22 protein-coding genes are annotated in these 23,270 nt (G+C 61.5%); 10 read left to right on the top strand and 12 right to left on the bottom strand.

The features are described from left to right. Positions 1-137: 137 nt before the first annotated feature. Positions 138-647 carry a DUF1707 SHOCT-like domain-containing protein gene (locus QP994_RS07030; RefSeq protein ID WP_284865869.1) on the top strand — a complete coding sequence of 170 codons (510 nt, stop codon included), beginning with the start codon at positions 138-140 and terminating at the stop codon, positions 645-647. Here the strand turns inward: QP994_RS07030 and QP994_RS07025 are convergent, their stop codons facing one another. Beyond that, entirely contained in the window at positions 648-1,334 is a 687-nt protein-coding gene (locus tag QP994_RS07025; protein ID WP_284865868.1) for a YoaK family protein, read from the bottom strand. It lies immediately after the preceding gene. A 368-nt stretch (positions 1,335-1,702) separates the two neighbouring features. On the opposite strand from QP994_RS07025, the gene QP994_RS07020 reads away from it, so the two are divergent. Beyond that, entirely contained in the window at positions 1,703-3,814 is a 2,112-nt protein-coding gene (locus QP994_RS07020) for a YhgE/Pip family protein (protein WP_284865867.1), read from the top strand. A gap of 84 nt (positions 3,815-3,898) precedes the next feature. Here the strand turns inward: QP994_RS07020 and trhA are convergent, their stop codons facing one another. The 9 genes from trhA to QP994_RS06975 all read right to left on the bottom strand — a co-directional run bounded on the left by trhA (position 3,899) and on the right by QP994_RS06975 (position 13,209). Then, positions 3,899-4,591: a PAQR family membrane homeostasis protein TrhA gene (trhA, locus tag QP994_RS07015; RefSeq protein WP_284865866.1), complete on the bottom strand. Its 693-nt coding sequence runs from the start codon at positions 4,589-4,591 to the stop codon at positions 3,899-3,901. Continuing rightward, entirely contained in the window at positions 4,588-5,352 is a 765-nt protein-coding gene (locus tag QP994_RS07010) for a spermidine synthase (protein WP_284865865.1), read from the bottom strand. Before QP994_RS07010 ends, trhA begins: the two co-directional genes overlap by 4 nt. After that, entirely contained in the window at positions 5,353-6,213 is an 861-nt protein-coding gene (locus tag QP994_RS07005; protein WP_284865863.1) for an SDR family oxidoreductase, read from the bottom strand. A gap of 98 nt (positions 6,214-6,311) precedes the next feature. After that, entirely contained in the window at positions 6,312-7,103 is a 792-nt protein-coding gene (locus QP994_RS07000) for an ABC transporter ATP-binding protein (protein ID WP_284865862.1), read from the bottom strand. After that, a complete protein-coding gene (locus tag QP994_RS06995) occupies positions 7,096-8,004 on the bottom strand; it encodes an ABC transporter permease (RefSeq protein WP_284865861.1) in 909 nt (302 codons plus the stop codon). Before QP994_RS06995 ends, QP994_RS07000 begins: the two co-directional genes overlap by 8 nt. After that, on the bottom strand, positions 8,001-8,984 hold the full coding sequence (locus QP994_RS06990) for an ABC transporter substrate-binding protein (protein WP_284865860.1): 984 nt from the start codon (positions 8,982-8,984) through the stop codon (positions 8,001-8,003). Before QP994_RS06990 ends, QP994_RS06995 begins: the two co-directional genes overlap by 4 nt. A 124-nt stretch (positions 8,985-9,108) precedes the next feature. Beyond that, entirely contained in the window at positions 9,109-10,482 is a 1,374-nt protein-coding gene (locus QP994_RS06985) for a DHA2 family efflux MFS transporter permease subunit (protein ID WP_350338198.1), read from the bottom strand. Between the two features lie 120 nt (positions 10,483-10,602). Continuing rightward, positions 10,603-12,633 carry a bifunctional metallophosphatase/5'-nucleotidase gene (locus QP994_RS06980; RefSeq protein ID WP_284865859.1) on the bottom strand — a complete coding sequence of 677 codons (2,031 nt, stop codon included), beginning with the start codon at positions 12,631-12,633 and terminating at the stop codon, positions 10,603-10,605. A gap of 147 nt (positions 12,634-12,780) precedes the next feature. Continuing rightward, entirely contained in the window at positions 12,781-13,209 is a 429-nt protein-coding gene (locus QP994_RS06975; RefSeq protein WP_284865858.1) for a cupin domain-containing protein, read from the bottom strand. 97 nt (positions 13,210-13,306) lie between these two features. Here QP994_RS06975 and QP994_RS06970 point away from each other — a divergent pair, with 97 nt between their 5' ends. After that, positions 13,307-13,624 carry a DUF4298 domain-containing protein gene (locus QP994_RS06970; RefSeq protein WP_284865857.1) on the top strand — a complete coding sequence of 106 codons (318 nt, stop codon included), beginning with the start codon at positions 13,307-13,309 and terminating at the stop codon, positions 13,622-13,624. Here QP994_RS06970 and QP994_RS06965 read toward each other — a convergent pair. Both QP994_RS06965 and QP994_RS06960 read right to left on the bottom strand, forming a co-directional pair. Further along, positions 13,621-14,859, bottom strand: coding sequence for a DUF4185 domain-containing protein (locus tag QP994_RS06965; RefSeq protein WP_284865882.1), 1,239 nt, complete (start codon positions 14,857-14,859; stop codon positions 13,621-13,623). The two genes, QP994_RS06970 and QP994_RS06965, sit on opposite strands and share 4 nt — an antisense overlap. 157 nt (positions 14,860-15,016) lie before the next feature. Continuing rightward, positions 15,017-16,030 (bottom strand): hypothetical protein, encoded by a 1,014-nt coding sequence (locus QP994_RS06960; protein ID WP_284865856.1) that lies wholly within the window; start codon positions 16,028-16,030, stop codon positions 15,017-15,019. A 145-nt stretch (positions 16,031-16,175) separates the two neighbouring features. Between QP994_RS06960 and QP994_RS06955 the strand changes: the two genes are divergently transcribed. The 7 genes from QP994_RS06955 (at position 16,176) to QP994_RS06925 (ending at position 23,235) form a co-directional block, all read left to right on the top strand. Then, entirely contained in the window at positions 16,176-16,889 is a 714-nt protein-coding gene (locus tag QP994_RS06955) for an Rv1157c family protein (RefSeq protein ID WP_284865855.1), read from the top strand. Between the two features lie 35 nt (positions 16,890-16,924). Further along, positions 16,925-17,461, top strand: coding sequence for a ribonuclease FAU-1 family protein (locus QP994_RS06950; protein WP_284865881.1), 537 nt, complete (start codon positions 16,925-16,927; stop codon positions 17,459-17,461). Positions 17,462-17,498: 37 nt separating this feature from the next. Beyond that, positions 17,499-18,425 carry a DUF808 domain-containing protein gene (locus tag QP994_RS06945; RefSeq protein ID WP_284865854.1) on the top strand — a complete coding sequence of 309 codons (927 nt, stop codon included), beginning with the start codon at positions 17,499-17,501 and terminating at the stop codon, positions 18,423-18,425. 65 nt (positions 18,426-18,490) lie between these two features. Then, positions 18,491-20,407, top strand: a complete 1,917-nt coding sequence (gene typA, locus QP994_RS06940; protein ID WP_284865853.1) for a translational GTPase TypA — start codon at positions 18,491-18,493, stop codon at positions 20,405-20,407. A gap of 2 nt (positions 20,408-20,409) precedes the next feature. After that, positions 20,410-22,002 carry an ABC transporter family substrate-binding protein gene (locus tag QP994_RS06935; RefSeq protein ID WP_284865851.1) on the top strand — a complete coding sequence of 531 codons (1,593 nt, stop codon included), beginning with the start codon at positions 20,410-20,412 and terminating at the stop codon, positions 22,000-22,002. Continuing rightward, on the top strand, positions 21,992-22,870 hold the full coding sequence (gene mshB, locus QP994_RS06930) for an N-acetyl-1-D-myo-inositol-2-amino-2-deoxy-alpha-D-glucopyranoside deacetylase (protein WP_284865850.1): 879 nt from the start codon (positions 21,992-21,994) through the stop codon (positions 22,868-22,870). Before QP994_RS06935 ends, mshB begins: the two co-directional genes overlap by 11 nt. After that, on the top strand, positions 22,867-23,235 hold the full coding sequence (locus QP994_RS06925) for a hypothetical protein (protein WP_284865849.1): 369 nt from the start codon (positions 22,867-22,869) through the stop codon (positions 23,233-23,235). Before mshB ends, QP994_RS06925 begins: the two co-directional genes overlap by 4 nt. Positions 23,236-23,270 lie beyond the last annotated feature (35 nt).

The raw sequence follows: 23,270 nt of genomic DNA, 5'->3' as shown, positions 1-23,270 counted from the left end.
GACGGTGTGCGCAAGAAAGCGATGACCACGCCGTCGGGGATTCCCGGGCCGGGAGCGAGGGTCAGGTCTTTCATACAGCCCACTGCACTTTTGACACGGTAGAAGAGAGTCGAGGCAGGAGGCTAAAATCTAGCGATATGTCATCGAATTTCGAACCGTCTGAGATCCGTGTGGGCGACGCCGAGCGGACAGCCGCGCTTGATCAGCTTGGACAGCATTTTGCCAATGGCTACTTGAACGTTGATGAGTTTGAGGAGCGCACGAGCAAAGCTGCAGTCGCGCGGACGCGCGCGGATGTCGAGTCACTGTTTGGGGATCTGCCTGCATCGGAACAAGTGGGCGAGAAGCAATCAAGCAGCACCGAACTTGATGACATGCTGGAGCGTAAAAAGAAGCTCGACCGTGCGATCGGCTTGTTGTGGTCGGTCACGATGGTGGCGTTCTTCGTGGGACTTTTCGTACTCGACTGGGATTATTTTTGGGTGGTATTGCCTATTGCTGGGTTGGCCACGTGGGGCCTGTACGAGTTCTACGGCATCAGCGATGAAGAAGATGAAGTGCTCGAGGGGATCATCGAGGACGAGGGGCTATCCCGCGCCGAACGTCTGCGCATTGAGCACGAACGGCGCAAAGAGTTGGGGATGTAGTTACACAGGCAGCCCACGGGCGCGCCTGCGCTGACGATTGATCAGTGCTGCGGCGGTGCCGGCGCAGAGCAACAATGTGACGATCCAGACGGACTTCACACCGAACACGACATAGCAGCGGCCGCCGAGCAAAGCGCCGCAGGCGAGGGCCGACCACAGTGCGAAATTCATTAGCCAAGCACTGTGCGGGCCGCCGAAGAGGGCCGCGACGAAACGTTGTGCCATCTTGACTAAGGTGCCCGTCATATATGTCAGGGAGATGGAAACTTCGCCGCCTCGTTCAAACGTGGAGTTCATCGCGCCGACGGTGAACGCGAGGAAGAACACCGACAGTCGTTCGTGGTCTAACAGCAGCATCACGGAGGACACACCAGACATGGCGCACACGAATAGCAGCACTGCTTCGCGTGTCCGGGTGGGCGGGAGGTGCCGTGCACCGAGTTGACTGATCAACGCACCTGCGGCCACGCCCAGCAGGAACGTGATCATGAGTCCGCCCGCGATGGCCACGACATCCCACTGGCTGGCGTTCACCGCAGCGGTCAGGCGCGTGGTGTTGCCGGACATGAATGACAAGAAGTAGCCACCCAGGTACATGAACCCGATCGTGTCCACGAAACCGGTGATGGATGACAGATAGATCGCCAGGGCGTGCTCGCCTCGGCGGTAGTCCCTCATGGCACTCATGGTGTGTGTTGCCTCCTACTGCACCTATCGCTGGCAGGCGCAGAACACGTATCAAGCTCTGACGCGGAGTTGTTCCCGCACGCGGTCAGGGCACAAGCCAACGACGCCACGGCGACGGCGAAACGCTTTGTCATGGGATTGAAGCTAGCACGGGGAGGGGCAACGTCGATAAGCAAATGATCCTTGAGCTGCGCTAAACGTTCGGCCATCGAGAGAATCTATGAAACGCTGAAAATTTTTCACGCAATACGTCGCAATTTTTCGTATCCGCATACTATATTCCTCTACAAAGTAATTTTGATCACGTCTTCGCGCCTTGTGTGCTCTAGCGCATGATGGCAAGGCGTTGACAGAAAAGAGGTAATCGTTTGAGCACCGCAGTCACCTCCGGAGGCGACAACGCTTCCCAGGATTCAACTGTTGAGGCCGGGGATATGAACCGCCTGGAGCGCCTCCTCATGTGGCGGCCTTTCTCCACGATGGCGCGCACACTCATCATCCTGGCTCTCGTGGTCCCGTTGCTGTTTTCGGGCTTGTTCATGTGGGCAATGTGGGATCCGACGGGGTCTGTCCCGCAGACCCGCCTCGCCGTGGTCAACGAAGACAAAGGCGTGGACCGTGGGGAAGGCGCCGGGCTGGAGAAATTCGGCGACGACGTGGCAAAAGGCTTGACCTCCCGCGACTACCTCGACTTCACGCAGGTCTCCGCGGAGGAGGCCCGGGACGGTCTAGTGAAGGGTAAGTACCTGTTCACGGTGACGATCCCGGAGGACTTCTCTAAAAACGTTGTCACCGTGATCGATCCGGAGCCGAAGCAGGCCGAGATCCTCATTGACTACAACGATTACAACGGCACGAACGGTGCTGTCCTGACCTCGGGCCTTGTTCCGAAAATTCAGACTGAGGTTGCTTCGCAGGTGGCCAAGACCTACGCGGAGCAGGTTCTGTCCGGTATCAATCAGCTGGGTGACGGCATTCGCGCCGCAGCTGACGGTTCGAAGCAGCTTGATGACGGCGTGGGGCAGCTCCAGGATGGTGCGGGCCGCGCGGTCGACGGCATCAATCAGCTTGACGACGGCGCGAATCAGCTCCACGACGGCACCGGCCGCCTCGTGAGCGGTACTACTGAGCTGAACGATGGTGCTTACCAGCTCAAGGACGGCCTGAACCAGCTCAGTGATGGTACTGACCAACTGGCAGACGGTGCCCGCCAGATCGATGAGGGCGTGAACAAACTCACGGGCATGCTCATCCCCGTGCTTGAGGGCGTCGAGGGTGCTGCTGGGCAGCTGCGTCCGGTGATTGATACGCTGCGCTCCGTTGGCATGCACGATCAGGCTGACAAGATTGAAAGCTCCCTGGGCCGCATCCTGCCGGGCAGTGACACCAACGTGGTGAACGACCTCCGGCGCTTGAGTGCAGGTACCGGTGAGCTCCATGCCAACCTGTCTGACCCGAACATGCCGTACCGCAACGGTTTGAACCGTCTGGTTGATGGTGCCAGCCGCCTCGCTGACGGTACGGATCAGCTGAAAGATGGCGCGACCCAGCTTAACGACGGCACGAGCCGCCTCGTCGACGGCACCGGCCAGCTCGTCGATGGTGGTGCCCAGCTCGAAGACGGCATCGGTCGCCTGAAAGATGGTTCGAATGAACTGTCCACCAAGCTGGGCGACGGTGCGAAGCAGGCCCCCGCTGTGAAGTCCCTCGACGCATCCTCTGAGCAGATCGCTGTGCCGATCCTGTTCCAGGAAGCAAACCTCCACCCGACGCAGGTTGTTGTGGACCCGGCTGACCCGACCGTGAAGAAGCCATCCAGTGGTTTCTCCATCCTCGGTCTCATTGTGATCAACTTCCTGCTCATGGCGGTTGTCTCCATTCTGCTGCCGCACGCGATTGGTCGTCGCCACAAGGCGTCCGGCCCGGTTGGCCCAGTCATGAACGCGTGGGTCCGCATGTTCGGCATCAACGTCGGTCTGACCGCGCTGCTGACCTTCGTGTCCGCATCCCTGGGCTGGCGCCCGAGCAGCTGGATCGTGGCTATCCTCGCCCTGCTGGTCATCGATGCGGCGGGTACGTCTATCTTCCAGTTCTTCCGCATCCTCTTCGGGCGCGTTGTTGGTGCGCTGTTCAACGTTGGCTTCTTCGCCATGGGTCTGTTCGTGGCTGGCGCCGTTTGGCCGTTGTCCACCCTCCCGGCTCCGCTCGCAGCCCTGAACCCGCTGCACCCGATGAGTCACGCGCGCAACCTGTTTGTCCGCTCCGTGGATGGCATTTACGACGGCACCTTCTGGCTCGCCTTCATCGTCCTCGTCGTGGCCGGTCTGGCGGCAGTAGGCGCGTCGATTGTGATCTACGATGCTCGCCGCAAGGCCTTGCACATCCAGGACCCGAACGAGAACGAGCGTCAGCGTGAAGAGTACGCACGTGAGATCCGCGAGGGTGAGGAGCCGCTGGAGTCGGTGTTCTCCCGCAGCTAGACGCCGCAGCGTCTAGCTGGAAGTGAACCGCAGCTTTCCTTTCGGGGACAGCCGCGGTTTTCTTTGTGCGCTGATGCTGGTTGTTTAGGTGACCAGCAACCAGATTGCTACGCAGTGGACGATGGCTGCGACGATGGTGAGCGTGTGGAAGTGCTCGTGGTAGCCGTAGTAGCGTGCTTGCCGGCCCGGCCATTTGAAGCCATAAATGGCCGCGCCAAGGGTGTACAGCACACCGCCGGCGAAGAGGAGCCACAGCACCGCCGCGTTGCCTGAACGCAGCAGCGTGGGGATGAGCGGAATAACAATCCACCCCAACCCAACGTAAATGACGGGGGAGAGCCACCGTGGGTGGTTGATCCAGAAGAGCTTCAACGCCATATTGGCCAGCGCACCACCCCACGCCACGGTGAGGGTGATGGCAGCCATCTTTGGGGGCAGGGCGATGATGCACAGCGGGGTGTACGTGGAGGCAATGAACACAGCGATCATCGCGTGGTCCGCACGCCGCCATGATTCGACGCCCCGCTGCGTACGCCAGGGGAAACGGTGGTACGTGGCCGACACCGTGAACAAGGCAGTCAGGCCCAGACCATAGATAGTCACGCCGAGTGCTTCCCACCAGGTGCGCGTCATCCAGGAGAAAGTGATCAAAACAGTGGCCGCGATGGTGGCTACTTGCGCCGCGAAAAGGTGCGCCCAGCCGCGCACGAGTGGGCGCTCACCGCGGTCAGCGATCCACCGGATTTCCTGGATTTGGGCATTGCTGGTGACGGTCATGTGGTCCATTTTAGGACGCGGACGCCACCTTCAAGTTCGGCACTCTCACCCAAGCTGCTTGCCCGTGTCCCGTACACCACGAGGTTTCCGTAGGGGCGTTTACTCAACACATCAGCGGTGGCGATCATGCCTACCTCATCAAAGACCTCCGCCATTCCCGCGAGTTCTTCCTGCGCCACCGGGTGTCCTGCGCGGTCACCCACATTGGCCAGGTAGATACCGCCAGGGGCCAAAGCTGTTGCCGCCGCGCGATAGAAAGCAGGCGAGCAAACATGCCTCGGGGCCTCGGAGCCTGCGAAGACATCCCGTATGATCACATCGACGGAAACGGCCGGCTGGGCATCCACGGCCGCGAGGGCATCGCCCGGCCGAAACACAATCTGGGGTGGCATATCAAACGTCGCTGCCATGAGATCACACAAGACGCGATCAATGTCCACCACGATATTGCTTGACTGCGGCCACACATCAGCACAAAACCGCGGCAGGGAACACCCGGCGGCACCGAGGTGGAGGAGGGTGGTGGGGGAAGCGTCGATAAGCGAAAAATGGGCGCGCACAGCGGACGCGATCCATTCCATGTAGTCGAAGCCCAGCACACGTGGCGCGCCGAGCACCACGTAGGAAGACGGCACTCGGTTGAGCTCCACGACAAAAGCCCCGTCACGCAATGGATCGGCGATGATCTCCACCGTGCCAGTATCCACCGTGTAGGCGCCGGCAATCCGTTTCTTCGGTGAACGGGGCTTTCCGCGCGCCATCTACCAGACAGACGCGATGCGCACGGCTACGTGCGCCAGCGGATCCGGGAATGGCTTTCGCGTCCACTTCAGCAGACGATCCTGCATGCTCACCGCGTGGTGCTGGACGTACTTGATCCACGGCTGCTTGGAGTAGAGCACCTTGATAGTCTCATCCGCGATGTCGCCGGGGGTGAGGTTCACGCCCATGTTCTTCACGGACTGCGCATTCACGTTAGCCACCTGGGTGGCGGCCCACAGGGGCATCATGTCGTGGACGCGGATATCGTCCTTGCGCCACTCCACGGACAGAGCCTCCGTGATGCCGTTGACGTAGAACTTCGTGGCTGAATAGGTGGAGATTTCAGGCTGGCCAAAAATGGCGGACGCCGAGGACATGGAGATCAACACCGCGCCCTTCGTCGCCTTCAGGTACGGGTACGCAGCCTGTGCGCCGAAGGTGACACCAAGGCAGTTGATATCCAGGATCTTGCGCACCTTGTCTTCCGGCTGATCAACCAGCAGGCCATCGATGATGATGCCAGCGTTGTTGAACAGGAAGTCCAGGCGGCCACCTGTCTGCGCTGTGAACTCTGCCAGCGCCTCATCCCAGTTAGCGCGATCCGTCACATCGAGGTGGCCCGTGATGAGCTGGCCTTCCGGGATGTCGTCCGTGCCCCACGTGGTTTCCTGCACGTCGTAAGAACCGACGGTCCACCCGAGGTTGAGCAGGCGCTGGGCTGTTGCTTTACCAATACCGGAAGCACCACCGGTGATGAACGCGGCTGGACGCTGCTTCGCATCCGCCACAAAGTCGGCGGGCTTCACATAAGGGACCTCAGTGAGGTCTTCGTGAAAGGGCTTTGCAAATGGATTCCACATGCGTTCAACACTAAAACTAAAAAAGGGGCCGTGTGGGCGAAATCACAAAATAATTGTGACCGTCCGCACAGCCCGATGAAACCCGGTGTGAAGGGGAGTTAGCCCAGGAACGCCTTGTCCGACAGCGTTGCGCCCTTGATGTTGGCAAACTCCTGCAGCAAGTCGCGCACGGTGAGCGTTTTCTTCAGGGCCTCATCAGCCTCGTAGACGATACGCCCCTCGTGCATCATGACCAGCCGGTTGCCCACGCGAAGTGCTTGCTCCATGTTGTGGGTAACCATGAGGGTGGTCAGCCCGCCGTCTTCGACGAGGCGCTGGGTCAGCTCGGTGACCAGGGCGGCGCGGCCGGGGTCGAGGGCGGCGGTGTGCTCGTCGAGAAGCATTATCTTTGGCTGAGTGAACCCGGCCATGAGCAGTGACAATGCTTGGCGTTGACCGCCGGAGAGAAGGCCCACTTTGTGCGTGAGGCGATCCTCCAGGCCGAGCTCGAGTGTGGCCAGTTGCTCCTTGAAGAAGGTGCGGCGCTTCTCCGTGAGCGCGGGCCCGAGACCGCGACCTTTGCCGCGCAGGTAGGCCAGCGAGAGGTTTTCCTCGATGGTCAGGTTCGGCGCAGTGCCGGCGAGCGGGTCCTGGAACACGCGCGCAATCGACGCAGCACGCTGGTGTTCTTTCATGCGCGTGACATCTTTGTTGTCCACGCGCACCGAACCGCTATCCGGGCGCAGACGCCCCGACACGAGGTTGAGCAGCGTCGACTTGCCCGCGCCGTTGGAGCCGATGATGGACACGAAATCGCCCTCAGCGAGAGTCAGGTCCACCCCGTCCAGTGCCACGCGCTCGTTGACGGTGCCAGGGAAGAAGGTCTTATGTACGTGATTAATCTCAAGCATGAGCAGCCTTCTTTTCGCTTATCGACGTCTTCTTCCCCGCCTTACCCATTCCCTTGCCCATCCCCTGGAACTTGGGCAGCAGCAGTGCCAGCACAACGAGGACGGCGGAGACGAGCTTCATGTCATTCGGGTTCAGGCCAACCTGCAGTGCCGCGAAGATGATCAGGCGATAGAGCACAGCACCGACGACAACGGCGAGGATTGCCTGGAGCAGGCGGGACTGGCCGATGACGGCCTGGCCCACGATGACGGACGCAAGACCCACGACGATGAGACCGATACCCATGGAGATATCGGCAAAGCCCTGGTACTGCGCGACAAGGGCGCCGGCAGTACCCACCAGGCCATTGGACAGGGCAAGGGCCAGGATCTTCGTGTTGTCGGTGTTCACACCGAAGGACGTGATCATGGGGTCATTATCGCCCGTGGCACGGATGGCCAAACCCAGGTCCGTTTTGAGGAACCAATACACAAGCAAAGCTAGGACGATGACGATGGCTGCCAGCAACGCAACACCACCCCACGTGCCCATGAGCTTGGCCTCACGCAGGGGAGTGAACACCGTGTCCTGGCGCAGCAGTGGCAGGTTTGCCCCGCCCATGATGCGCAGGTTGATGGACCACAGACCAATCTGGGTGAGGATACCGGCCAGAAGGCCGTCGATACCGCCCTTGGTGTGCAGCAAACCGGTGATGATGCCGGCAGCAAAACCAACGACAAAGCCCATCGCCGTGGCCGCAAAAGGGTTCCAGCCAGCGACGATGAGCACTGCGGCTGTTCCTCCGCCGGTAGTGAAACTTCCGTCGACGGTCAGGTCGGCGAAATTGAGGACCCTGAAAGTGAGGTAGACGCCAAGCGCCATGACCCCATATAGGATGCCTAGTTCAAGCGCGCCGATCATACAGTCTCAGCCTGGTCCTTAATCTCCTGCGGAATGGTAACACCCTGGGCCTTCGCTGCGTCCTCGTTGATGACGTAGCTGTACTTCACAGCCTTCTCAACAGGCATCGTGGCCGGATCCTCGCCGTCGCGCAGGATGCGGATAGCCATCTCGCCGGTCTGCTTGCCCAGCTCCTTGTAGTCAATGCCGATGGTGGCCACGGCGCCACCCTCAACGGTGCCTGCTTCAGCAGCGATTACCGGGATCTGCTTTGCCTCAGCAGCCTGGACGAGGGAGGAGATACCGGAGACAACCATGTTGTCCGTAGGGACGTAGAACGCATCTACATCACCGATAGCTTCAACAGCCTGCGGGATTTCGTTGACGGAGGTCACGGTCTGGGTAACAATCTCCCAGCCGCGCTTCTTGGCCTCTTCCTGAGCAGCTTTCACCTGGATTTCAGAGTTGACCTCACCAGAGGAGTACACGATGCCGAGCTTCTTGGTGTCCGGCACCAGCTTGGACACCAAGTCGAACTGCTCCTCCAGCGGCGTCTCATCAGAAGTGCCCGTGGCGTTGCCACCAGGAGCATCCATGGAGTCCACCAGCTGTGCCTCCACCGGGTCAGTCACGGCGGTGAACAGCACCGGTGCGTCCGTGACGTTCTGCACAACTGCCTGTGCAGCAGGTGTAGCTACTGCCAGGACGGCATCCAGCTTGGCGGTAGCAAACTGCTGGGAGATGGTCAACGCGGTGGCCTGCTCGCCGTTAGCGTTCTGCTCATCCCACGTGACCTCGATGCCGGCCTCTTCGAAGGCTTCCTTGAAGCCTGCAGTTGCGGCGTCGAGAGCTGGGTGCTGAACCAGCTGGTTGATACCGATGGTGTAGGAGCCGTCCTTGCCACCAGCGTTATCGCTGGAATCGCTGGAGCAACCAGCCAGGGCCAGGGTTGCCGCCGCAACAGTGGCGGTCACGGCACGGGAAAATGTGCGTTTGAACATGAGTGAGCCTTCCGGTTCGTGGTCTACCGCCTTCATCGCGGAATGACGTAGACCCTAGCCCAGAACCTGTGTAATTCATGCAAAAATCGAAGAATTTTATACAGTTTTATGGAAAAACTGGGTTTTAGGAGTTATCGCTCCACGTCTTCGTCTTGGCAAAGAAGAACGCCACCACGACGCCCACTGCCAACACGCCGGCGGGCAGCAGGAGGGAGTGGCTCATAGCCACCGCGAGGGGTGCCCGGGCTACTTGTGCCGACATCATCGCCGCGATCGCCGCCGAACCGATCACCGCACCTACCTGTCGCAGCGTGTTGTAAATGCTCGAACCGGCCCCGGCCAGCGCCGGATTGAGGTTCCGCGTGGCAATCATGGACAGCGGACCCCACATCATGGCATTGCCCAGGCCGTAGAACACGGAAATCAGCAGCATCCAGTTCGGATCAATGTCCGGATGCGTGATCAGCGCCGATGCCCCGATACTCGCCGCCGTCACCGCAAGCCCAGAGATAGCGATCGGCTTCGGGTCCCGCGTATTAGTTAATTTGCCTATGCGCGATGACAGCGCCCCCGACACCACCCCCGACGGCAGAATCAGCAACGCTGCCTGAGTGGGTGTCAGCCCTTGGACCTGCTGCACATAGATCATCCACGGAATGGCAAAAGTGGATACCCCAAAGCCGACGCAGGCGATGGTGAGGGAGGCGAGGGTGAAATTATGGTCGTCGAAAAGCGAAAGGGGCACGAGTTGATCGCGCGTGGTGCGTGACTGCCACACCATGAAAACAGCGAGCAACACAAGACCCACGACGATGAGACCGATCGCGCGATAGTCCCAGCTGAGTTCCTCACCTTCCTGGATGCCGAAGATGAGGCAAAACATGCCGGCCGCGGACATGGCCACGCCGAGCCAGTCCAGTCGGCGTGCTGTGAGCGGGAGCGTGGGCACGTTCTTGGCTGCGAGGAACAGGCCGATGATGCCCACAGGCACATTAATGATGAAGATCCACTCCCAGCCGCCCAGATCAACGACGAATCCGCCGAGGAGTGGACCGACGACCGTGGCCACGCCCGCCGTGGCGCCCCACACGCCCATGGCGGTGCCACGCTGCATGGGTGGGAACGTGCGGATCATCACCGACATCGTTTGAGGTGACAGCATTGCTCCGCCGAGCCCCTGGAATGCGCGCGCAATGATGAGGAGTTCCACTGTCCCCGCGAGGCCACAGGCGAGAGACGCCAGAGTGAACACCGCCAGGCCCGCCAGATAGAGAACCTTCGGCCCGAAGCGGTCGCCCAACCTGCCGGTGATGAGCAGCGGCACCGCGTACGCCAGCAGGTAAGAGCTGTTGACCCAGATGACCTCGTTGTAGCTGGCATCCAAATCGGCTGAGATGGCGGGGATGGCCACCGCCACGATCGTCGAATCAACGAGGATGATGAAGAATCCGAGCATCATCGACCACAGCGCCGGCCACGGGTTGTTTGTCTGCGTCACACTCACTCCTTGCTGCCGCTGCTACCTGTCAGCGGGTTCTGACGGGGGAAATGTACCCCCTTTGCGGGCGGGAGTCGAGTGGCGCGAAAGCGCGGGGCCGGAGGCAGCCCCGCACCAGTTTTACGGCAGCAGTGCCTTGATCTGCTTCTGAATCTCCTCCACGAACTGCGGGTTGAAGAAGGCGAAGCCACCGATCAGTGCCGCGATGGCGGCCAGCACACCGAAGAAACCGAGCACGCCCTTGGCTGCAGGGGAGGAGCCTTCGCCCAGGGTGTCCTGCCCGGAGCCTGCGCCGGTGGTCTTCACGGGGAGGAAGACGTCAGTCTTGGCGTCGGTGGTGATGCGCAGGCGGGCGTCTGCAGGAGCATCGGCTGGGACAGCCAGGGTGACGGTAGCCGTGCCGGCTTCACCGAGGCCTGCTTCGCCGAGGTCGGGGTTGATGGGGGAGGAGGCCTCCGCCAGGTTCTTGCCGTCAGCGTCCTCGAGGGCGACGGTGACCGTGGTGGCGGTGTCATCCTGCGTGTAGATGAGGGAGGACAGGTTGATCGTGTTGTCCTCACCGGCCGTTAGTGGTTCATCCAGCTTGACGCCCACTGCGGACTGGCCGCGGGGTGCCTTCTCTTCGTCGCTCTTGAGATACTGGATGAAGGCATCGACGTCCACAAGCCCAATGTTGGTCATCGGGGAGCCCTTCTTGAAAGCGTCGAAGCTGTCGCCGCCACCGAGGAGGAAGGTGGAGCCAGCGATGACGTAGTCTTTCTCCGGAGCCAGCGGCTTGCCGTCAATGATCACCGAGGTGATGCGGTTGCCGTGCTCAGCATCCGGATTGTAGGTGTAGGACACGTTGTTGGACAGGCCGAGCGCCAGGCGCGGGCGGTCAGCGCCCGGCTTCCACTGCTGCTCGAGGGCTTCCTTGAAGTCTGCGCCCTTGATGGTCTTGTAGGAGTTCTCGTTGCCAAACGGCTGGACGGAGAAAGCCTGCTGGTAGGTGACGTCGCCGGCTGCCAAATCGTCGCGCACGCCACCAGCGTTCATTACACCGATGTCGGGCGTGACGTTGGAGTTCGCCGCGATCGACCACTTTGCGGCCTCAGCCAGCAGGTTGTTGAGGGAGGATTCCACACCACGGTTGGAGCCAGAATCTTTACCCTCGTTCTTGCCGCGCGTGAAGGCCTGATCGATGGTGGCAACCTGCTTCTCGCCCTCCGCCTTGGCTTCTTTTTCAGCTGCGTCGACGATGGCGGCGATCTCCGGGTACTTCGTATCGCACGCAAGAATCGTTGCATTATCGACGACCTTCGCCTCATCCACCGTCACCTTCTTCGTCGCACGGTCGATGCTCAGGTCCACGTTGGCAAAGCCCTGAGAGTACTGGCCTGCCTGCAGAACAACCGGGGTGTCAGTGCCAGTCGGGTTGACGTAGGCGTGGGTGTGGCCGAGGAATGCAACGTCGACGTTCTGGAACTTGTCCGGGGTGATGTCACCGGCGTGGACGAGAGCCACAACGACGTCTGCTTCACCGGATTCCTTGAGCTTTGTTGCCACTGCGTTGGTGGTGGCTACCGGATCATTCCAGGTAATGCCGGCGATGCCGTCGGGGCTCACCAGATTCGGCATATCGGCGGTAACGGTGCCGATGAAGGCCACCTTCACGCCGTCGAGTTCCTTCACCTCGTACGCCTTGGTGCCCTTGACGGTCGCAGTGTTTGCAGCCAGGTAAGAGAACTGAGCATTGGGGATCACGCGGTCCGACAGGTCAGCAGCACCCTTGTCGAATTCGTGGTTACCCACCGCGGAGACCTCCAAACCCATGGTGTTGAGGACGTCGATCGTGGGGGCGTCGTCAAGCAGCATTGCTTCAAACGGGCCGGCGCCGATGTTGTCGCCCGAAGAGGTGAAGATGTGCGCGTCGCCGAACAGCTCCGCTTCCTTGTCGATGGCGCACTTCAAACGTTCCGCGCCGGGGACCGAATTCTCAGGCTTGCGGGAGTCCTCTTTGTACTGGAAGCGACCGTGAAAGTCGGTGATGTTGGAAATGGAGATCTTAGCTGTAGTCTCGTCGGCCGACGCAACAGGGACGGTCAGTGCAGTGACGGACAGTGCGCTGATCGTCGCGGCTGCGACGGTGGCACGCAGGGAACGGAAGCTCATGCGGAAAACCTTTGGTCTAGGGGGATTAACAGGTCAACCACAGACGCTAAGAACGCAAAGTATCCCGGGAGTGAATCTGACGTGACACTTCCATGAAAAACCGGCCCGCAGGTTGCGGGCCGGTTGAATCACGTCAGAACGGGGTATTTACACGCCGTCAGTCTCCTGCGGGTCGCCGTCAGCGTCCGCCTTGGTCTCGTGGCGGGTGCCCGGCTTGTGCTCTGGCGGAGCGTAGATGGAGTACAGCTTCGCCGGCACGGAACCTTCATTGGTGAAGTTGTGCCACTTGCCGGACGGCACGAATGCCGCCCAGTCGGGGCCGACAACCTGGTCAACTTCCAGGTCATCCTTGCTCGGGCCGATCATGGCACGGAGCTCACCGGCTTCGAGGCGCAGGAACTGGTCGTGGCCACCGTGGATCTCAGCGCCAATCTCGCCTCCTGGCGGAATGGTCATGACGGTGAGCTGGAGGTACTCGCCGGTCCACAGGGTGTCACGGAAAGCCTCGTTGTCCAGGGTCGCCTTCTCAATGTCGACGACGTATGGGTTCGGTCCTTGGTCGTTATCAGTTGCCATGGTGTCCTCCTTAGGTGACGAATAATCAGGCACCTCCCATGGTAGTCCCGTTTCCACTCTTAGGAGCCGAAAAATATTCTGCAGGTATCGTGCGGGCATGAGCAATGACAACGTCCCTGAGCGCATCAAGCAGGCCGACTCGCGCCTGGCGCACATCACCCGCGCGAACGACACATGGGAAGAGGTGGGGGATCGCCTGGAGGAGGATTGGGCGCAGTTACGCACGCTCATTGAGTACTACGAGTCGCAGTGGGGCGCGGACATGGAGCAGTACCCGCTTGCCCCGTACGGCGTGCTGTCGGAGGACGGCGTGTGGAATGAGATGGGGCGTTTCTACGAGGCAATGAAGGAGATCCGGGACGTGTCCACCCGCATCGTGCGCGAATATGAAGGCGACTACGAAGGCGACGCCTAGAGTACGTTCGCTGCCTCTTCCACGGCGCGCTCGTCGCTGAGCTTCGCCTCCACGTCCGGGGTGACTTGCTCCTCAACAGTGCTCACAGCGTCCTGGTTACCCACTTCTTGTGGCGCGGCCGGCTTAATACCGAAGAACGTGTCCAGCCCCTTCACGTTGAATTGCGTGGCCATGTAGCGCGAGTTGTTCGAGGTGTTCCACTGTGACACCACGAGGTCAAGGTTGTCCAAGGTGGAGCCGGGAACGATATAGCCGCCGTAGAGCTGCGTGAAGTTGTTTTCATTCTGTGTGCCATACCAGCCGCGTTTACCGGCGACCACAGCGTGGGCAGGTGTAATCGCGTTCCAATCGGTCGCGATGGTGGGGGAGATGCGCACTTCAATCGAGGCGGTTCGCTCGTTGAACATCGCCAGCACCCAGTGGCCTTGGATGTAGCGCAGGGACATTTCGCCGGCACGGACGTTGTCGCTCAGAATCGGAACCAGGTCGCCGCCCCACGTTCCGGTGCGCGGGTTGAAACGCTCCCACCGCGCCGGGCTCGCAATATCAGCCTCACGGAACCGCGACAGATACACCGGGTGGTTGCGCTTAAATTCAGAGGACACCACGTAGATGTACCCGTCTGGCCCCATCTCCCAGCTGATCAGGTTGCCCATCCCATCAAGGTGGTTCGCGGGGCTTTTGCTTATCGACGTCCACCTCGCACCCCCGTCCACCGACCTCCAGATCTCCGTCTGCAGCACGTTGCCGATGCCTCGGTTCCACATGCCCTGCATGTATAGAGTCCCGCCTAGGTTGATCACGTCGGAAGGGATGAGGGTGAGGCCGTTGTCGTGGTGGTAATCGACGAGCTGTTGGACCTTGTCGCCGCGGTTAAGCGGAGCGATGAAGCGGATGCGGCCGTTCTCATCGCGCACGGCGCGGACCCCGACGGGGCTGAGCCACTCACCTTGACCGAATCCGGGACCGGTAAAGGAATCGCCGAAGATGACGCCGAATTGTTTGCCTAGTTCTTCCCCGATTCCCAGTGGCACCATGATGCCCAGGTCCACTGCGCCAAGCCCCACGACGTGCTGGTGCCTGCCCAGCAGATCTCCGATGAGCTTGACGGTGAGGCCCTCGCTGATGGTCTTCGGGGTGTTGTTTCGGTGGTGGGGCACGGAGCTGCCCGGGAAACCGGAGCTGCCGGAACTCAACTGCGCGAAACCTGAGCTTTGGGCCTGCGCGGTCGGCATACTCACGGCGCTGGCAGCCAGTGTGACGGTAAGGACGGCTCCCGCCAAGCAGGAAAAAGGGGTGTGCAGGCGCTGAGGCATGGTGGGGACAGCTCGTTTCTATGTGAGGTGCGAGTTTTCTGGAGAGACTCTAGCAAGGACCAACGGTGGCGACCCGTTAATCGGTGGCGCGGTGGCGTCCGGCGTTGGTGCCTCTGTCAGAGTGATCGCGTTGGGCGCGGCGCAGGCGGGCTTTCTCCACCTCGGAGAGTTCTTCTTCCAGTTCTTCAGGTTTTTCTGGCGGGGCGACGGTGGTGGGGGTGTCCACAGTGCGCGCGGCACCCGTCGGCTTGGGCTGGTCTTCTGGGGCGACGGCGGCTGTACTATCCACGGTCACCGCCATCGTCCCATCCCCGAACTCATACACGTGGAACGCCTCGGGGGCGGGTATCTCCGTTACAGGGAGCGAGGGAAGATGCCGCAGTGTCTTGGCTGTGGAGTGGCGGGCAACATCTAAGGTCACAGCCCCATCGATGAGCATGGCACGAGCGAGGATCGGGGCGGGATCGCTGGTGAGTGTTTCCAGTAATACCCGCACCTCGGCACTGTCCTGCTCGCTGAGCGTGCCTAGGACACGGCCATCGCAGGTGACTACGACAGTGTCCTCATGCGTGCTCAGTTCCACCAACCATTGGCCGGGGGACATGCGCAGTATTTCCGCCTCGGTGTATTCACCGGTTGTCACGTCGACCAAGATGTGCTCGTCGGCACTGATTCCTCCCGAAGGCAACACGCCAGCGCCGTCTGCTGGATTGTTCCGGGGCACCACAAACTGGGGAAGGGCGAGGTGCACGGTGACGTCGTAGGTCCCCGTGAACCGGTCGAGTGCAAAGGTCGCTTGCGCAGTGGGGATGAAGCCACACTCGTGGATGACGTCCGTCAGGGCATAGTCAGTGCGGGTTGCCGCGTCGATCTCCCCGATGATGGCGCCGAAGGCGAGTGGCCAGCGCACCCGCCACGTGCCAGTTAGGGGGTATGGTTCAAGCTCCACGGAGGTGGCCAGGTTGTGTTCGGGACCGGCGGCGGTGGAGATGTGCTCAAAAAGAGTTGCCTGAACGGTGTTGCCCACGCGCACGTTCACGCCATTGCCCAAAGCGGCAGGGGTGAGTGGGTATCGAGGGGTGGGCTCCATGAGGAACCACTTTAGTCCGATGTGCCGTGGCCCGGCACAGTCGCAGAGCGCACAAAACTGCCAAAAGTGTTGCAAATGTTTCTAAAGTGACTAAAGTTATTCGAGTTATCGCGTTATTTTCCCAACGCAAAGGAATCTCTTGCAGATGATGCTGATGCTCAAGCGTCCCCGCACGTCCCGTATTGCCGCACTCGCCGGCGCTGGTCTTTTGGTCGCCTCGGCCTTAAGTTGTGGCGTTCCTGCTGCGTCTGCCGCGCCGGGTAACTCGTCGCTGCCACACATCCAGGTTCCCAACCTTGTGAGCCCTCTCGGTCAACCGACGCCGGAGGTTCAGCGCGCCGTCACCGATTTTGCCAACCAGCCGTGGGTGCCGGTGCAGGTGCGCGATGCACTGTTGCAGGGTCTGGCCTTCGCCGCCGGCACTGGTGAAATTGGTGGCCCGCCGCTTCCGGATAGTGCGCCGCATTTCCGTCAGGCTTTCTGGCCAACGGTGTCCCCGCATTGCATGGGGCCGGGGATGAACTCTACGGGAACTGCTATCGCCGTGCCGGGACCTGCTGATTTGCCTGTCCCGGCACCCAAGGCGGGGCAGGCCACGTTCGTCTTCACCGCACTGGGCACGCAGCCGGCTGCACGCGAGCAAGGGCAGATGCACGTGTACTGGGTCAACCTGGGCACTTTCCGCACGGGTGTAACGCCACTCCAGACCAACGGGATTAACCCAACAGGACCGGCAACTCTGTCTGGGGTTGCGGACACTGGGTCCGGCACGATCCTCGCGGTGGTTGCCGGTTCAGTGAATACAGGCGGCAAGAGCTGCGGGTTCGCACCCACGGCACTGGCGGCGAAAGTCAAGTAATGGCCATGAGCAACGGTTACGAGAGGGGAGACACGATGACTGTGGACCTTCACCCGGTGAAGCAAGAGACATTTGACATGAGCTCTAAGACCAACACGGACCCGAAGGGGTATCTCCGTGAGGTGGACACGTTCAAGGTCACGGATTTCGGCCTGTACATGGCGCGCGGGGCGAATCACCCGAAGTTCGGCTACCTCGAGAGTTGGTTGCTGCCCAAGCTGAATCTGCGCGCCAACATTTTCCACTTCCGTGAAGGAGTGGAAGCGGAGCAGGACTACTACTTTGACATCGCGGAGATTGATATCCAGGGCAAAGTGTGGCGCACGCGCGACCTCTACGTTGACCTGGTGATGGTGCAGGGGGAGGCCATCGATGTGCTTGATATTGATGAGCTCGCCGCCGCCACCTCCGCCGGCTTAATCAGCGCGGAAGACGCGGAGAAGGCCATTGACGCCACGCTCAACGCGGTGGAGGGCATCACCCGCCACGACGATGATGCGATGGAGTGGCTCCGAGCCCAGGGCATCGAGTTGACGTGGGCTGACCAAGTGGAACTCATGCCAGTCGCATAGACTGCGCTGAGAAAACCACTCTCCGAAAGGTTGGCTCATGGCCGGAGGCCTACTTGCACTGCTTGACGACGTCGCCCTGATCGCCCGCACCGCCGCCTCCAGCGCGGACGACGTTGCAGCTATGACAGCAAAAACATCGGCCAAAGCTGCCGGTGTTGTTATTGATGATGCTGCCGTTACCCCGCAGTACGTCACAGGGGTGACACCGGCGCGTGAGCTGCCGATGATCTGGAAGATCACCAAGGGCTCGCTGCGCAACAAACTGATCTTCATTCTCCCGGTGGTGCTCCTGCTTAACGCGGTTGCGCCGTGGGCACTCGTCCCCATCCTGATGCTGGGTGGGGCGTATTTGTGTTTTGAGGGGGCGGAGAAGATCGTCGATAAGCTTCTGCATGATGCGGAAGAACAAGCTGACCGTGCCGTCAACCGCGACGCGGAAGATGAGGACACCCTGGTCAAACGTGCCGTGACCACGGACCTGATCCTCTCGACGGAGATCATGATCATTGCCCTCGACGAAGTGGCGGACCAGCCGTTGTGGATGGAGTTCGCCGTGCTTGTTGCCGTGGCCCTGTTCATCACGGCGGCGGTGTACGGCGCGGTGGCGTTGCTGGTGAAGATCGACGATATTGGGCTCGGCATGATCGACCGTGGCCATGCTCCGGCGGTGGGCAGAGGCCTGGTCAAGGGTATGCCGTACGTGTTGCAGGCGATCGGCATCATCGGCACAGTGGCCATGCTGTGGGTCGGTGGGCACCTGATCATCCGTGGGCTGCACGAGGTGATTGGGTGGCACTGGCCGCATGATGTGCTGCAGCGTGGCGCGGAAGCCGTTGGTGGGGGAGCAGCCGGCTGGTTCGTGGACACCGGCGGGTCCCTCGTAGCGGGCCTGATGACAGGTTTTCTTGTGCTCTGCGTTGTGGAAGGCGTGCGAAAGATCGCGCATAAGAGCAAGGCGGAGTAGGGTTTAACCGTTCAAGGCCTGCCCGCGCGTGAGCGGGAGGCACATCCCACGCAAAAGGAGAGCGCGTGTCCCACCCAGAGTTCCGCAATGTAGCCATCGTCGCCCACGTTGACCACGGCAAAACCACCCTCGTCAACGCAATGCTGGAGCAGTCCGGCGTCTTCGGTGATCACGGCGAACACGGCGACCGTGTCATGGACTCCGGTGAGCTTGAATCGGAGCGCGGCATCACGATTTTGGCGAAAAACACCGCCATCCGCCGCCAAGGTGCCGGCAAGGACGGCCGCGACCTGGTGATCAACGTGATTGACACCCCGGGCCACGCCGACTTCGGCGGTGAGGTTGAGCGCGGCCTTTCCATGGTCGACGGTGTTGTCCTGCTTATCGACGCCTCCGAGGGCCCCCTCCCACAAACCCGCTTCGTCCTGGGCAAGGCCCTGGAAGCGAAGAAGCCGGTGATCATCTGCGTGAACAAGACGGACCGCCCGGATGCGCGTATCGACGAAGTCGTGGAAGAAGCCCAGGACCTGCTGCTGGAGCTCGGTGCTGGCTTGGAGGATCCGGAGGCTGCCGAGGCCGCTGAGAACCTGCTGGAGCTGCCGGTGCTCTACACCTCCGGCCGTGCGGGCCGCGCCTCTCTGGAAAACCCGGGTAACGGCTCACTGCCCGACAGCGAAGATCTGCAGCCGCTTTTCGACGTCATCTACGACGTCTTGCCTGAGCCCTCTGCCGACATTGACGCCCCCTTCCAGGCGCAGGTGACCAACCTGGACTCCTCCTCCTTCCTGGGCCGTATCGCGCTGATCCGCGTGTTCCGTGGCTCCGTGAAGAAGGGCGACAACGTTGCCTGGGTCCATTACGACGAGGACGGGGAGCAGCACGTCAAGAACGTCCGCATCGCGGAACTCCTGGTCACCGAGGGGCTTGAGCGTGTTCCGGCGACCGGTGAGGTCGTGGCCGGTGATATCGCCGCCGTGTCTGGCATCGACGAGATCATGATCGGTGACTCCCTGTGTGACCCGAACAACGTGGAACCGCTGGACCGCATCAAGATCGATGACCCGGCGATCTCCATGACCATCGGCGTGAACACCTCCCCGATGGCCGGCCGCGGTGGCGGCGACAAGCTCACCGCCCGCCTGGTCAAGGCGCGTTTGGATCAGGAGCTCATCGGTAACGTGTCCATCAAGGTGCTGCCCACGGATCGTCCGGATGCGTGGGAAGTCCAGGGGCGCGGTGAGATGGCGTTGACGGTGCTGATTGAGACGATGCGTCGTGAAGGCTTCGAGCTCACCGTGGGCAAGCCACAGGTGGTGACGAAGGAGGTCGACGGCAAGACCTACGAGCCGTATGACCACATGATCATCGATACCCCGGCCGAGCACCAGGGCGCCGTCACCCAGCTCATGGCTAACCGCAAGGGCCAGATGACAGCCATGGGCAACGCCGGCTCCGGCGACTGGGTCCGTATGGAATTCGACGTCCCGTCGCGCGGCCTCATCGGCTTCCGCACGACCTTCCTCACCGAGACCCGCGGCGCCGGTATCGCGAACTCTTACTCCATCGAGCACCGCCCGTGGGCCGGCGAGATCAAGGGTCGCCCCACCGGCTCCCTCGTCGCAGACCGTTCCGGCCAGGTCACCGCCTACGCGCTGCAGCAGCTCTCTGACCGCGGTGAGTTCTTCGTCGAGCCCGGCGCGGAAACCTATGAGGGGATGGTCGTCGGCGCGAATAGTCGTGATGAGGATATGGACATCAACATCACGAAGGAGAAGAAGCTCACCAACATGCGCGCGGCGTCCGCCGACACGACGGTGACTCTGGCCAAGGCGAAGACTCTCTCGCTCGAAGAGGCCATTGAGTTCTGTGACGACGACGAATGCGTCGAGGTCACCCCCAACGTCATGCGCGTGCGCAAGCTGATTCTGGGAGCCACGGAACGCGGTCGCGCCCGCTCCCGTGCGAAGCAGTTGAATAAGTAAGCATGAAGGGAGCACTTCGCCTATCGACGATCCCCCTTCTCCTCGTCCTTTCCGCCTGCACCGCTAACCCCGGTCCACCGCCGATTGTGGAGGAGGAGACGACCACCACCTCGACTACTGCGCCCGCCCCGGCGGAGCGTTCTGAGGTCCGCGTGGGGGTCGCGCCACTGCGCAATGGCTTCAACCCGCATCTGGCTGCGGATGAGAATGCCACGGTGAATGACATTGCGGAGCTGACCCTTCCCAGTCCTTTCATGCGTGGCCCGGAGGGGGAGTGGCTGCTCAACACCAATGTGGCGGAGAGCGCTGACCTAGTTCCGGACACGGAGCAGATGACGGTGCGCTACCAGATCAATCCCGCCGCCCAGTGGTCGGATGGCAGCCCGCTCACCGGCGCGGATTTTGTGTACTTGTGGCGCGGCATGGTGTCCACCCCAGGCACGGTCGCCTCAGCTGCGTACCGCGCTATCAGCGACATCCGGGTGAGTGGTTCCGGTAAGACCGTCGACGTGGTGTTCGCGGAGCCGGTGCAGGAGTGGCAGTTCCTGTTCACGCACCTCCTTCCGTCGCACCTGCTGGATTCTGGGGCGAGCGATTTCGCCACTGCCCTTGCCAGCACTATTCCTGCTTCTGCTGGCCGCTACATGGTGAATTCCGTGGATCAGGCCGCGGGCGTCATCGTGTTGAACCGGAATGACAGGTTTTGGGGGGAAGGTCCGGCGGGGATCGATATCCTCACCCTCGCCGCCGCGCGTTCGACGGATCAGGTGGCGGATCGTCTCCGCTCCGGCCAGTACGCCTTTGTGGATCACGTGCCGGGGGAGACCTCCCTGGACACGTACTCTCTCATCCCAGACACCCAGGTGGAGATGCGGGAAGGCCCGCGCGAACTCGGCGTGACCATGTCTGTTGATTCGCCGGTCCTTGGGGAACTCGCCGCGCGTGAAGCTCTGACGTCGCTTATCGACGTCCCCCTTATCTCCCGCATCGCCTCCGGCCGCACCTCCACCCCTGTTGAGTCTTCTCGCGCCGCTTCTGCTGACCCGGCGGAGTCCGCCGCCGCGATTCCTGCGACTCAGAAACGGCCGCTGCGGATTGCTGCGGACCCGCGCGATAGTGAGGCGATGCCCGCGGCGCGCGCCATCGTGGATGTGCTCAATGGCCACGATATTCCCGCGGAGGCTGTTGCTGCGGACATGACCGACATCGCAAAGCGTCTGCCGGGCGGTGAGATTGATGCCGTTGTTGGCTGGTCCCTGCCCACTAGTCCAAGTGCGTGGGCGAGCGCAGTTCAGTGCCCAGCCGAGGACGGCATCGTGGCCGGCAACTTGAGCGGGTTGTGCCTGCCGGAGACGGAAGCCTTGGCGACAGACATCCTTCAAGGTGACACTGACGCTAAGCAGGTGGCTGACCTATTGAAGAAGGAGGCGGTATGGCTGCCACTGCTCCGCGAGGAACACATCGTGGCAATGGGCACTGCCTTGTCTTCCCCCTCCCGCATTGATGAACCTGATGCACGTCTAACCGCAGCCCCTGCTTGGGTACTTAAGAGCCCGGCAGGCAACCTCGAGAAGGAGACCGAACATGTCCCGTGATCTCACAGGTTTCAGAGTCGTGGCTGTCCACGCCCACCCGGATGATGAGTCCCTGTTCACCGGTGGCGCCCTTGCCTCCTTGGCACGCCGTGGTGCAGATGTCCTCGTGGTCACCTGCACACTGGGTGAGGAGGGAGAGGTCATCGGGGAGCGCTACCAACACCTTGTCAATGACCACGCCGACCAACTCGGTGGGTTCCGCATCCACGAGCTGAACGCGGCCCTGGACATCCTGGGTGTGCGTGGGGAATTCCTCGGCGGCGCTGGCATGTACCGCGATTCGGGCATGGCGGGCTCACCCGCAAGCCGGAACCCCAAGGCTTTTGTGAATTCAGGCCAGCGCGCCGTCGACGACCTCGTGGCGGTGTTTGAGCGTGAGCGCCCCCACTTGGTGATCACCTACGACCCCAACGGTGGTTACGGACACCCCGACCACATCCGTGCCCATGAGATCACCCATGCCGCAGCTGAACGCGTGGACATCCCGCGCATCCTGTGGTCAGCGCTTCTGCGCAGCGAGCTTGACGGGATGATCCCCACCCATATCCCCGCCGGCTGGACCCAGCCGAAGCCCGGCGAACTTGACGCCGTCGACACAGTGGACACGTGGGTGGAAATGGACGACGCCACCTACGCCGCCAAAACCGACGCGATGCGCGCCCACGCCACCCAGATCTGGATCGCAGACGGCTCCGTGTCCACCACCAACCCTCACGCCGCTTTCGCCACCGCACCTGATCCCACCGTGGTCACCTACGCACTGTCCAACCTCATCGCCCAACCCATCCTGCGCCGCGAACACTACTGCGTCGGCGCGGGCCTTCCGCTGGAACCCGGCGCGGACATCGCCAGCGGAATCCTCCGATGAACCCCCAGCCACAGCCACGCACCGACTTCACACCCGCAGAAGCTCGCGCTGGCATCACCTGGCTCAGCGTCGGCGCACTGGTGGCGCTGCTGGTGGAGGTCGGTTCCCTCGACGTGCTCTGGGGGATTCCGGCCATTATCGCCGCCTGGGTGTTGGGTGGAGTGGGGACGAAGACGGGGAGACTGTGGTCGCAGAAAAGCATCATTGCTTTCGTACCCACCTTGACGTGGCTGGTGGGCCTCGTACTGCTCTACATCGGGCCCGAAGTGACCCGTGAGCTGCTGCGCACCCACCATATTCAGGCGCTGCTCTTGCCTGTCGCGGGTACGGCGGGAGGCATTTGGCCCTTACTGCGAGCCAAGTGACATACTGGACCCAACCGATTAAAACCGGAGGAGAC

This window comes from Corynebacterium sp. MSK044 (genome assembly GCF_030232825.1).
In the GTDB taxonomy this organism is placed as follows: domain Bacteria; phylum Actinomycetota; class Actinomycetes; order Mycobacteriales; family Mycobacteriaceae; genus Corynebacterium.
The sequence above is the reverse complement of the archived record's forward strand: the minus strand, read 5'-3'. Positions and strand labels throughout refer to the sequence as shown.

What these genes read in the sequence shown, in the direction of transcription:
- QP994_RS07030 (WP_284865869.1), top strand. Translation starts at nt 138, where the DNA reads ATGTCATCGAATTTCGAACCGTCTGAGATCCGTGTGGGCGACGCCGAG.
- QP994_RS07025 (WP_284865868.1), bottom strand. Translation starts at nt 1,334, where the DNA reads ATGAGTGCCATGAGGGACTACCGCCGAGGCGAGCACGCCCTGGCGATC.
- trhA (WP_284865866.1), bottom strand. Translation starts at nt 4,591, where the DNA reads ATGACCGTCACCAGCAATGCCCAAATCCAGGAAATCCGGTGGATCGCT.
- QP994_RS07010 (WP_284865865.1), bottom strand. Translation starts at nt 5,352, where the DNA reads ATGGCGCGCGGAAAGCCCCGTTCACCGAAGAAACGGATTGCCGGCGCC.
- QP994_RS07005 (WP_284865863.1), bottom strand. Translation starts at nt 6,213, where the DNA reads ATGTGGAATCCATTTGCAAAGCCCTTTCACGAAGACCTCACTGAGGTC.
- QP994_RS07000 (WP_284865862.1), bottom strand. Translation starts at nt 7,103, where the DNA reads ATGCTTGAGATTAATCACGTACATAAGACCTTCTTCCCTGGCACCGTC.
- QP994_RS06995 (WP_284865861.1), bottom strand. Translation starts at nt 8,004, where the DNA reads ATGATCGGCGCGCTTGAACTAGGCATCCTATATGGGGTCATGGCGCTT.
- QP994_RS06990 (WP_284865860.1), bottom strand. Translation starts at nt 8,984, where the DNA reads ATGTTCAAACGCACATTTTCCCGTGCCGTGACCGCCACTGTTGCGGCG.
- QP994_RS06980 (WP_284865859.1), bottom strand. Translation starts at nt 12,633, where the DNA reads ATGAGCTTCCGTTCCCTGCGTGCCACCGTCGCAGCCGCGACGATCAGC.
- QP994_RS06975 (WP_284865858.1), bottom strand. Translation starts at nt 13,209, where the DNA reads ATGGCAACTGATAACGACCAAGGACCGAACCCATACGTCGTCGACATT.
- QP994_RS06970 (WP_284865857.1), top strand. Translation starts at nt 13,307, where the DNA reads ATGAGCAATGACAACGTCCCTGAGCGCATCAAGCAGGCCGACTCGCGC.
- QP994_RS06965 (WP_284865882.1), bottom strand. Translation starts at nt 14,859, where the DNA reads ATGCCGACCGCGCAGGCCCAAAGCTCAGGTTTCGCGCAGTTGAGTTCC.
- QP994_RS06960 (WP_284865856.1), bottom strand. Translation starts at nt 16,030, where the DNA reads ATGGAGCCCACCCCTCGATACCCACTCACCCCTGCCGCTTTGGGCAAT.
- QP994_RS06955 (WP_284865855.1), top strand. Translation starts at nt 16,176, where the DNA reads ATGATGCTGATGCTCAAGCGTCCCCGCACGTCCCGTATTGCCGCACTC.
- QP994_RS06950 (WP_284865881.1), top strand. Translation starts at nt 16,925, where the DNA reads ATGACTGTGGACCTTCACCCGGTGAAGCAAGAGACATTTGACATGAGC.
- QP994_RS06945 (WP_284865854.1), top strand. Translation starts at nt 17,499, where the DNA reads ATGGCCGGAGGCCTACTTGCACTGCTTGACGACGTCGCCCTGATCGCC.
- QP994_RS06935 (WP_284865851.1), top strand. Translation starts at nt 20,410, where the DNA reads ATGAAGGGAGCACTTCGCCTATCGACGATCCCCCTTCTCCTCGTCCTT.
- mshB (WP_284865850.1), top strand. Translation starts at nt 21,992, where the DNA reads ATGTCCCGTGATCTCACAGGTTTCAGAGTCGTGGCTGTCCACGCCCAC.
- QP994_RS06925 (WP_284865849.1), top strand. Translation starts at nt 22,867, where the DNA reads ATGAACCCCCAGCCACAGCCACGCACCGACTTCACACCCGCAGAAGCT.